An 8,729-nucleotide genomic window follows, 5' to 3' on the forward strand; every position below is an offset into this window, starting at 1 on the left:
CGCCCTCACGCTCGGTCCTCAGCGTGCCGTGCCCGTTCCCCGCCAGGGCTCGGCGAAATCGAGAGGTTCACCGGCGCCGGGCTGATGCGGGCGCGGGCGGCCTCCCCGTCCTCGGGCGAGGCCTCCCGCAGCGCGAACCCGCCGGCCCAGGCCTCGCCGCTGCCGCGGAGATAGAAGCCGAAATGCAGGCTCTCCGCCGTCTCCGGCACGTCGAGCACGATGCGGCGGCCGGTCCAGCCCCGCGTGCCCGTCAGTGGCCCGTCGACCGAGCGCTCCTCCATGTTGTCGAAGGCGACGCTCCGCCCGGTCGCGGCGTCGGCCCGCAGCCACAGGGTCGCGGCGCCGACGACGTCGCGGCTCCGCAATTCGGCGCTCAGGCAGACCCGCTTTCCGCGATAGGGCGCGGCCGCGATGCTCTGCATCAGCGTGGCGAAACCCTTCTCCATCGCCGCGTAGGTCGGGTCGTCCTCGGCGTAGCGGCAGCGGATCAGCGCCGCGCGACCGCCGCCATGGGACGTGGCGGGATCGATGCCCGCCTCGTAGAGGTGCGGCTTCGAGCCGGAGACGATCCAGCCGGCGGGCCGCTCCAGGGGCACGGCCGGTGCCGGTTCGGGCGAGGTCGCCAGGCGGGCGGATAGCACGTTCCAGTTGTCGAGGCCGAAGAGGCGCGCGACGATCTCGAGGCATTCGCCGTGCGAAAGAGCCGTGCCCCGCCGCCCGAGTTCCTCGCGAAGGCTCTTGGCCATCGCCTTGGCGTGGTGATAGGTGCGCATGATCCCATCCCTGCTCGCGGGCGAACCAAGGGGATCAGTGCCTGCCTTGCTGACCGGCTCGCCCGACGGACGGGGAAGGACGGAAGCGCCTCGCGGGATGCATTCACCGAACCCCGGACGGGGCGCAGGCGGCAGGCTGCATCGGCCTTGCGGGCGATCAGACCGCGAACCGGCCCCAACGTCAAGCCAGCCTCAGAACCCGAACGGATCCGGGTAGGGCAGCGGGCGGCGGCGCACGGCGGTCTCGGGCAGGATCGGACGGCCGATATCGACCGCCACCAGGCCCTCGACCGCGAGCGCCAGCACCGCCGCCACGCCGTCCTGGGCGTTGATCGCCATGCCGGCACAATCGACCAGGCGGCCGGTGCCGCATTCGTCGAGGTGGTGCAGGATCCGCACCCGGTCGCCGGCCGAGACGTAGGTGCGGCGGCACGCCATGATCAGCCGCACCGTCGAGATCCGGGGCTCCGCCCGCAGCGAGGCCGCGCTCTCGATGATGAAGCGCCGCCCGTCCTCGGCCACAACCGGCTCGCCCGCCACGTAGGCGGTGCGGAAGGGATGGCGGCTCAGATCGGCCTCCGCCACCACGTCGACGAGAAGGCCCGGCTCGTCGGTGCGGACCTGCTCGAAATCGGCAGCGTGCTCGATCACCGCGTCGCCCAGCGGCAGGCGGATCGGCGCCGGCGCCGCCTTCAGCCGCTCCACCCCCGGATCGAGGGCCGCGATGGCGAGAAAATCCGCGATCAGGGCCTGGCGCGGCACCGCGGCGACGAGGGGAGCGCCGCGCCTGGGCGAGGGGCTGCGCACGGCACTGCGGCGCTGGCCCGGCCGCTCCAGCAGGGCCGACGAATCGAGGAGGGCGGGCGTGCTCATGCGGCGCTCCGGAGAGGAGGGGCGTGGGGCGTCACACGAACCGATACAGTCGAGGTGACGTTCCATGATAGGAACATTTAGCGAACACAATCGGGTTCGGCAACGCGGCCAAATTCTCATATGCCGAGGAACGCTGCGATGTAGGATCGACGATCTTGCGGCAGCTTGGCGTCGGGACGATATCGCGCCGGCACTGCGACGAAAAATCCGTCGTTGCCCCGGCATCCTCTGCCGGCAAGCTCGCGAAATCGCTCGCGCATCGCGGGTCGGCATGCTAGAGAACAAAGACGGAACGAGTTGTCCGGCCCGCCCGGAGCCCGCCGTCAGCAGGTGAGATCGATCGAGATGAGCGCAACCACCGACAAGCAGATCGCCGACATCCTCGCCACCTACGGCGAGCCGCTCGCCGGCAACGTCTGGCGCGTGCAGGGCACCGCCGTGATCTACCACAAGGCCCTGGAACGGATCGCCGTGCAGGCCCGCATCCGCTTCGACGCGCCGGTGATCGTGCGGGCGGAGCGTGACGAGGCGGTGATCCTGGTGACCGGCCACATGCCGGGCCCGAACGGCGACCGCACCGAATGGTCGATCGGCGAGGCGCTGATCGGCGTGAATTACCGCGTCTCGGGCCGCCAGGCGGCCTACGTCTTCGCCATGGCGGAGAAGCGGGCGAAGGACCGGGTGATCCTCAAGCTCGCCGGCCTGCACGGCCTGCTCTACTCGGAGGACGAGGCCGACGAGTTCAAGGCGAGCCGTCCCGATCTCGTGGCCGCCAACGCCCCGGCGCGCCGGGCCGAGCCGGCGCCGGAGGGGGACCGCAAGGCGGAGGTCGCGAACGACGCCGAGCTGCCGCAGGCCGAAATGAACGGCGGTGCGAGCGAGGCCGACCTGACGGCGCGCATCGACGAGGCGCAGTCGATCAACGCGGTCACCGACCTGATGCTGGCGCCCGAGACCCAGGCCGCGCTGGCGGCGATGGCGCCGGGCCTGCGCGACGAGGTGCGCGAGCACGCCAAGGCCCGGCTCGTCGCTCTCGGCTGGCCGGCCCGCAACACGGCCAAGTCCCGGAAGGCCGCGGTGGCGTGATCCGCCCGGCCGCGCGGACGGCGCGGGAGCGAGAGACGCCCGGTGCGCTCCGCCCTCAGCGGGTCGGCACCGGCTCCGCGCCGCGGTAATCGTAGAAGCCGCGCTTGGTCTTGCGGCCGAGCCAACCGGCCTCGACGTACTTCACCAGGAGCGGGCAGGGGCGGTACTTCGAATCGGCCAGGCCCTCGTAGAGCACCTGCATGATCGACAGGCAGGTATCGAGGCCGATGAAGTCGGCGAGCTGGAGCGGCCCCATCGGATGGTTGGCGCCGAGCCGCATCGCGGTGTCGATCGAATCGACCGAGCCGACGCCCTCGTAGAGGGTGTAGATCGCCTCGTTGATCATCGGCAGCAGGATGCGGTTGACGATGAAGGCCGGAAAATCCTCCGACACCGTCACGATCTTGCCGAGGCGCCGCACGAAGGCCTTGGCCGATTCGTAGGTCGGGTCCTCGGTGGCGATGCCGCGGATCAGCTCGACGAGCTGCATCACCGGCACCGGATTCATGAAGTGGATGCCGATGAAGCGCTCCGGCCGGTCGGTCGAGGCGGCAAGGCGCGTGATCGAGATCGACGAGGTGTTGGTCGCCACCATCGTCTCGGGGCGCAGGGACGGACAGAGCGCGCTGAAGATGCTGCGCTTGATCGTCTCGTCCTCGGTCGCGGCCTCGATCACGAGGTCGCAGGGGCCGAAATCGTCGAAGGAATCGACCGCGATGATGTGCTCGATCGCGTCGCGGCGCTGGCTCTCGGTGATCGCCCCCTTGGAGACCTGACGCTGCAGGTTGCCGTTGACGGTGGCGAGCCCGTTCTTCAGGCGCTCGGGATCGCGGTCGTTCATCCGCACGTCGAGACCGGCCAGGGAGCAGACATGGGCGATGCCGCTGCCCATCTGGCCGGCCCCGATGATCCCGACCGTCTTGATCTCGATGCCCATCACACCCTGCCTTCCCGCCACGCGGTCCAGACCGTTCATATCATCGCGCCTTCGCAGATGCGAAGGGTTCCAGGGGAGCCCGGAGGGGTCTCGATGCCGCCCCTCGCACGGTTACGTGCGCGAGGGGCGGTCTGCCTCAGCCCTTGGCCTTGGCGATTTCCTGCTGCAGGTCCGGCACGACGCTGAACAGGTCGCCGACGAGGCCGTAATCGGCGACCTGGAAGATCGGCGCCTCCTCGTCCTTGTTGATGGCGACGATGACCTTCGAGTCCTTCATGCCGGCGAGGTGCTGGATCGCCCCCGAGATGCCGACCGCGACGTAGAGGTCCGGCGCCACGACCTTGCCGGTCTGGCCGACCTGCCAGTCGTTCGGGGCGTAGCCCGCATCGACCGCCGCGCGCGAGGCACCGACCGCAGCGCCGAGCGAGTCGGCGAGCGGCTCGATCAGCTCCTTGAACTTGTCGGCCGAGCCGAGCGAGCGGCCGCCCGACACGATGATGCGGGCGCCGGCGAGCTCCGGGCGGTCGGACTTGGCGATCTCCTCGCCCTTGAACGACGACTTCGCGGCGGGCGCCGACGCGGCCGACACCGCCTCGACCGGGGCGGCGGACCCGCCCTCGGCCGTCGCCTGGAAGGCGGCGGTGCGCACCGTGATCACCCGCTTGGCGTCGGTCGCCTGCACGGTCTGGATCGCGTTGCCGGCGTAGATCGGCCGCTCGAAGGTGTCGGGACCGACCACCTTGATGATGTCGGAGACCTGCGCCACGTCGAGGAGGGCGGCGACGCGCGGCAGCACGTTCTTGCCCTCGGTCGAGGCGGCGGCGATCACGGTGTCGTAGGAGGCGGCAAGCTCGGCGACGAGCGACGCCGTCGGCTCGGCGAGGAGGTGGTCGAAGGCGGCGTCCGCGGCCACCAGAACCTTCTCGATCCCGTCGAGCTTGGCGGCGGCCTCGGCCGCGCCTTGCGCATCGGCGCCGACCACGAGGGCGTGGACCGGGGCGCCGAGCTGCTTGGCCGCCGTCAGGGCCTTGGTGCTGGCGTCCTTCACGGCGCCGCCGGCATGCTCGACCAGCAGGAGGGTGGTCATGGCGTGTCGTTCCTTCCTTTCCAGGGATGCCGATGCGCCCTCGTCAGAGGACGCCGGCCTCGACCTTCAGCTTGTTGACGAGCTCGGCGGCGCTGGCGACCTTGACGCCGGCCTTCCGGCCGCCCGGCTCGACGGTCTTGAGCACCTTGAGCCGCGGGCTCACGTCGACGCCGAGCGCCTCCGGCTCCACGGTGTCGAGGGGCTTCTTCTTCGCCTTCATGATGTTGGGCAGCGACGCGTAGCGCGGCTCGTTGAGGCGCAGGTCCGTCGTGACGATCGCCGGCAGCGTCAGGTTCAGGGTCTGCAGGCCGCCGTCGATCTCGCGGGTCACGTCGAGATGGCCGTCCGCCACCTCGAGCTTGAACGCGAAGGTGCCCTGCGGCCAGCCGAGCAGCGCGGCGAGCATCTGGCCGGTCTGGTTCGAATCGTCGTCGATCGCCTGCTTGCCGAGGATGACGAGATCCGGGCTCTCCTTCTCGACCAGCGCCTTGAGGAGCTTGGCAACGGCGAGCGGCTCGACGGCGGCGTCGGTCTTGACCAGGATGCCGCGGTCGGCGCCCATGGCGAGCGCGGTGCGAATCGTCTCCTGCGCCTGCTGCGGGCCGATCGACACCACCACAATCTCCGTGGCCTTGCCCTTCTCCTTGAGGCGGATCGCCTCCTCGACGGCGATCTCGTCGAAGGGGTTCATCGACATCTTGACGTTGGCAAGCTCGACGCCGGAACCGTCCGGCTTCACCCGGATCTTCACGTTGTAGTCGACCACCCGCTTGACGGGCACCAGGACCTTCATGATCGTCGCATCCTTCAGGACGAAGGGACGATGATGGCCGGGCCCTCCCTCGGCCGGCCAGCGATCATCCCCGATGGAGCACGGTGGCGCGGACCGTAGCGGCCGATTTTCGCAATTGTCAACGCGCGCCGGCGGGGCCCCGCCCCACCGTTAAGTGCAGCCCGCGGCACCTGCGCGGGACCCGTGCTGCCCGCGCGGGCGACCGTGCCTGTCAGCGCCCGGAGGGGGTATCTCAGGTGCGGGTCTTGCCCGGCACCCACAGCACGTCGGCGGCTCCGCCGTCATTGGCGACCCGGGCGGCCACGAACAGGAAGTCCGACAGGCGGTTCAGGTACTGGATCGCCACCGGCGAGACCGTCTCGCCCGGCGTGGCGGCGAGGGCGACCGCCAGCCGCTCGGCCCGCCGGCAGACCGTGCGGGCGAGGTGCAGCGCCGCCGCCGCGGCCGATCCGCCCGGCAGCACGAAGGAGCGCAGGGGGGAGAGCCCGGCATTGAGCGCGTCGATCTCGCGCTCGACCCGCTCGACCTGGGCGGCGACGATCCGCAGCGGCTCGTAGGACAGGGGCTCCCCGGTCTCCGGGGTGGCGAGGTCGGCACCGAGATCGAACAGGTCGTTCTGCATCCGCCCGAGCATCGCGTCGAGGTCGCCGGTGGTGTGCAGGCGGGCGAGCCCCAGGCAGGCATTGGTCTCGTCGACGGTGCCGTAGGTCTCGACCCGCAGGTCGGCCTTCGAGCGGCGCTCGCCGCTGGCGAGAGCCGTCGTGCCGGTATCGCCGGTGCGGGTATAGATGCGGTTGAGAACGACCACGGGCCAGGCTCCCTTCGGCGGACCTCGAGCCCGCCGTCACGAGCGTTGTTCTAGCGGCCCGCCGCCGCGGCGCCAGGGCCACCATCGTCGGGCCGGCCCGGACCCGGCTTCATCTTCGACGCCGCGCAGGGCATCGGGCCGTGTCGATGCTCAGACCGTGTCGGCGCTCAGACCGTGTCGGCGCTCAGAACGTGTAGGCGATCTTGCCGCCGAAATTGGTCAGGCCGCGATTCGTGACGCAGAGGCCGGCATTCGACATGTGCTCGATCGTCGCCATGACGCTCCAGTGCTCGGTGAGCCGGAAGCCGACGGCCGCCGCCTCGCGGAACAGCGGGTTGCAGCCGAGCGCGTTGAAGGTCTTGGGCACGCCGGCCTTCGGGCCGGTATAGCCGTCGTGGAAGCCGGCGCCGAAGAAGCCCTCGACGAAGATCCGGTCGGTGATGTCGGCGGTCCAGGTCGCGCCGAGATAGGCGTAGCTGGTGCGGCCGTCGAAATTGTAGCTGCCGCCCACCGTCGGGCGCGGCACGAAGGCGGCCCAGAACCGGTCGAGCCCGGTGACCGGCTTGGCGAACAGGATCTCGCCGTTGATGTTGCTGGTGTTCTTCTCGTTGCTGCCCGGGTCCTGGGCGGAGCCGCCGATGCGGAACTCCGAGACGATGCTGAGGGGCTGGACCGGCGGCCGGTAGGACGGCACCAGGGCCGAGGGGTCGGCGGCCTGGGCGGCCGGAGCCGCCAGCACGATCGCCGCGGCAAGGCTCGGAAGGGTTACGCGCATCTGTCGAACGGTCCACCGCCCCGTGGCTGGGGCGGGATTCACCCTAGTCCTCCCGCTCCCGTCCCGTCTCGCCGCGCAATCCGCGCGCGCATGGTTTTCCACCCCGTGCGACCGGCTCGCCACAGTCGCGCTGGGTCAAGCGCCGCGCCACCACAGCACCCCCATGATCACCACGATCGCGACGAGCTGGAGCACCACCCGCAGCCGCATCAGGCGCTGCGAGAGATTGGGGCTGCCGCCGCGCAGCATGTTGACGAGCCCGAGGAGCAGCACCGCGGCGACCGCGAGGCAGGCGATGAGGACGACGGTGTTGCTGGACATCGGGCGCGAACTCGTGGCGGCACGTCACCCGGGGCAGGGCGCGCGAGGGGTGCACGGCCTGATAGGGCGGATCGGGACCGCCCGGGGAGGTGGCTCCGCGCCGCAGGGGCGAGCGCCGAGGACGGCGCGGCAGTCCGTCCGCTCGGGCGCCATCCGCGCGCCCGGGCCATGCTCGACCGATCGTCCCACCCGCATCATTGTCGACCTGTCCCAAAGTCATCGCCACAATTGTGGCAGCGCATATACCTCTGATTCAGCTTTGACTGCAGGCTCCAGTGTTGCGCAAATGCGATAGCCTTGAACAGCCCACCATGATTGTGTGGGGCCGCCGGGCTGCTGCGATGCAGCAATGCGTCCGCCCGGCGCGCCATCCGAACCGGGCGGCGACGGCATGATCCGGCCGGCCCGACGACCATGGGGGTTGTTCACGTGAAGTCCTATCTGCTCGCCGCCACCGGCCTGCTCGCGCTGGCGGGCGCCGCCCATGCCGCCGATCTCCCGCGCCGCGTCGCCCCGCCGCCGGTCTACCCGGTGGCTCCGCCGGCCTTCACCTGGACCGGGTTCTATGCCGGCGTGAACGCGGGCGGCGCCGTCGGCGGCGACTTCCGCGCCTCGACGACCTCCCCGCGTCCGGCCGCCCTGCCGGCCTCCCGCGCCGAGGTCTCGGCCGCCGGCTTCGTGGCGGGCGGCACCGTCGGCTACAACTACCAGTTCACGCCCAACAACGGCTTCGTGGTCGGCGTCGAGGCCGACGCCAACTACTCGGACATCCACAACGAGTTCCGTGCCTCGGCGGGGACCGCCAGCGCCAATGGCGGCCTGAAGACCGACACCTACTTCGTCACCGTCCGCGGCCGCATCGGCTATGCCTGGGGTCCGCTACTCGCCTACGCCACCGGCGGCTGGGCCTTCACCGAGATCGGCGTCCGCGGCATCGCCACCGGACCCGGCCTCGTGCTGCCGGCTTCCTTCAACGCCTCGGTCCCGGTCGACGGCTACACCGTCGGCGCCGGCCTGGAATACATGATCACCCCGAGCCTCTCGGTGAAGGGCGAGTATCTCTACGCCGATCTCGGCCGCGACGTCCGCTTCCGCGCCTTCGGCACCCAGTTCGGCGCCCGCACCGGCCTCGACACCCACCTGCTGAAGGTCGGCATCAACTACCACTTCAACCTGTTCAACTGAGCGAGCGGGGCCGCGGGCCACGGCCCCGCTCCCATCGAACGGCGCAACGAGAAGCGGCGCGGTCTCTCGGGACCGCGCCGCTTCTCGTTGC

At 70.6% G+C, this 8,729-nt stretch carries 10 protein-coding genes; 2 read left to right on the plus strand and 8 right to left on the minus strand.

Annotated features, from left to right (window positions below; translation table 11 throughout):
* Window positions 1-5: 5 nt before the first annotated feature.
* Together QR78_RS12540 and QR78_RS12545 are read right to left on the minus strand one after the other, a co-directional pair.
* Complete coding sequence (locus QR78_RS12540; RefSeq protein ID WP_053220898.1) at window positions 6-773, minus strand: glyoxalase superfamily protein; 768 nt, start codon at window positions 771-773, stop codon at window positions 6-8.
* 192 nt (window positions 774-965) lie between these two features.
* Window positions 966-1,646, minus strand: a complete 681-nt coding sequence (locus QR78_RS12545; protein WP_048427854.1) for a hypothetical protein — start codon at window positions 1,644-1,646, stop codon at window positions 966-968.
* A 345-nt stretch (window positions 1,647-1,991) separates the two neighbouring features.
* Here QR78_RS12545 and QR78_RS12550 point away from each other — a divergent pair, with 345 nt between their 5' ends.
* Entirely contained in the window at window positions 1,992-2,732 is a 741-nt protein-coding gene (locus QR78_RS12550; protein WP_048427855.1) for a hypothetical protein, read from the plus strand.
* A gap of 55 nt (window positions 2,733-2,787) precedes the next feature.
* Here the strand turns inward: QR78_RS12550 and QR78_RS12555 are convergent, their stop codons facing one another.
* From QR78_RS12555 to QR78_RS12580, 6 genes are all read right to left on the minus strand, one after another.
* Entirely contained in the window at window positions 2,788-3,669 is an 882-nt protein-coding gene (locus tag QR78_RS12555) for a 3-hydroxybutyryl-CoA dehydrogenase (RefSeq protein ID WP_048427856.1), read from the minus strand.
* A gap of 136 nt (window positions 3,670-3,805) precedes the next feature.
* The gene (locus tag QR78_RS12560) at window positions 3,806-4,756 is read right to left on the minus strand and encodes an electron transfer flavoprotein subunit alpha/FixB family protein (RefSeq protein ID WP_048427857.1); all 951 of its coding nucleotides are present in this window, start codon (window positions 4,754-4,756) and stop codon (window positions 3,806-3,808) included.
* A 43-nt stretch (window positions 4,757-4,799) separates the two neighbouring features.
* Complete coding sequence (locus tag QR78_RS12565; RefSeq protein WP_048427858.1) at window positions 4,800-5,549, minus strand: electron transfer flavoprotein subunit beta/FixA family protein; 750 nt, start codon at window positions 5,547-5,549, stop codon at window positions 4,800-4,802.
* A gap of 232 nt (window positions 5,550-5,781) precedes the next feature.
* Window positions 5,782-6,357, minus strand: a complete 576-nt coding sequence (locus tag QR78_RS12570) for a cob(I)yrinic acid a,c-diamide adenosyltransferase (protein WP_048427859.1) — start codon at window positions 6,355-6,357, stop codon at window positions 5,782-5,784.
* Window positions 6,358-6,541: 184 nt separating this feature from the next.
* Window positions 6,542-7,132: an acyloxyacyl hydrolase gene (locus QR78_RS12575; protein ID WP_048427860.1), complete on the minus strand. Its 591-nt coding sequence runs from the start codon at window positions 7,130-7,132 to the stop codon at window positions 6,542-6,544.
* A 135-nt stretch (window positions 7,133-7,267) separates the two neighbouring features.
* Window positions 7,268-7,453, minus strand: coding sequence for a twin transmembrane helix small protein (locus QR78_RS12580; RefSeq protein ID WP_048427861.1), 186 nt, complete (start codon window positions 7,451-7,453; stop codon window positions 7,268-7,270).
* A 429-nt stretch (window positions 7,454-7,882) separates the two neighbouring features.
* Here QR78_RS12580 and QR78_RS12585 point away from each other — a divergent pair, with 429 nt between their 5' ends.
* Window positions 7,883-8,638: an outer membrane protein gene (locus tag QR78_RS12585; protein ID WP_053220899.1), complete on the plus strand. Its 756-nt coding sequence runs from the start codon at window positions 7,883-7,885 to the stop codon at window positions 8,636-8,638.
* The last annotated feature ends 91 nt before the right edge of the window (window positions 8,639-8,729 follow it).

The organism is Methylobacterium indicum, assembly GCF_001043895.1.
In the GTDB taxonomy this organism is placed as follows: Bacteria; Pseudomonadota; Alphaproteobacteria; order Rhizobiales; family Beijerinckiaceae; genus Methylobacterium; species Methylobacterium indicum.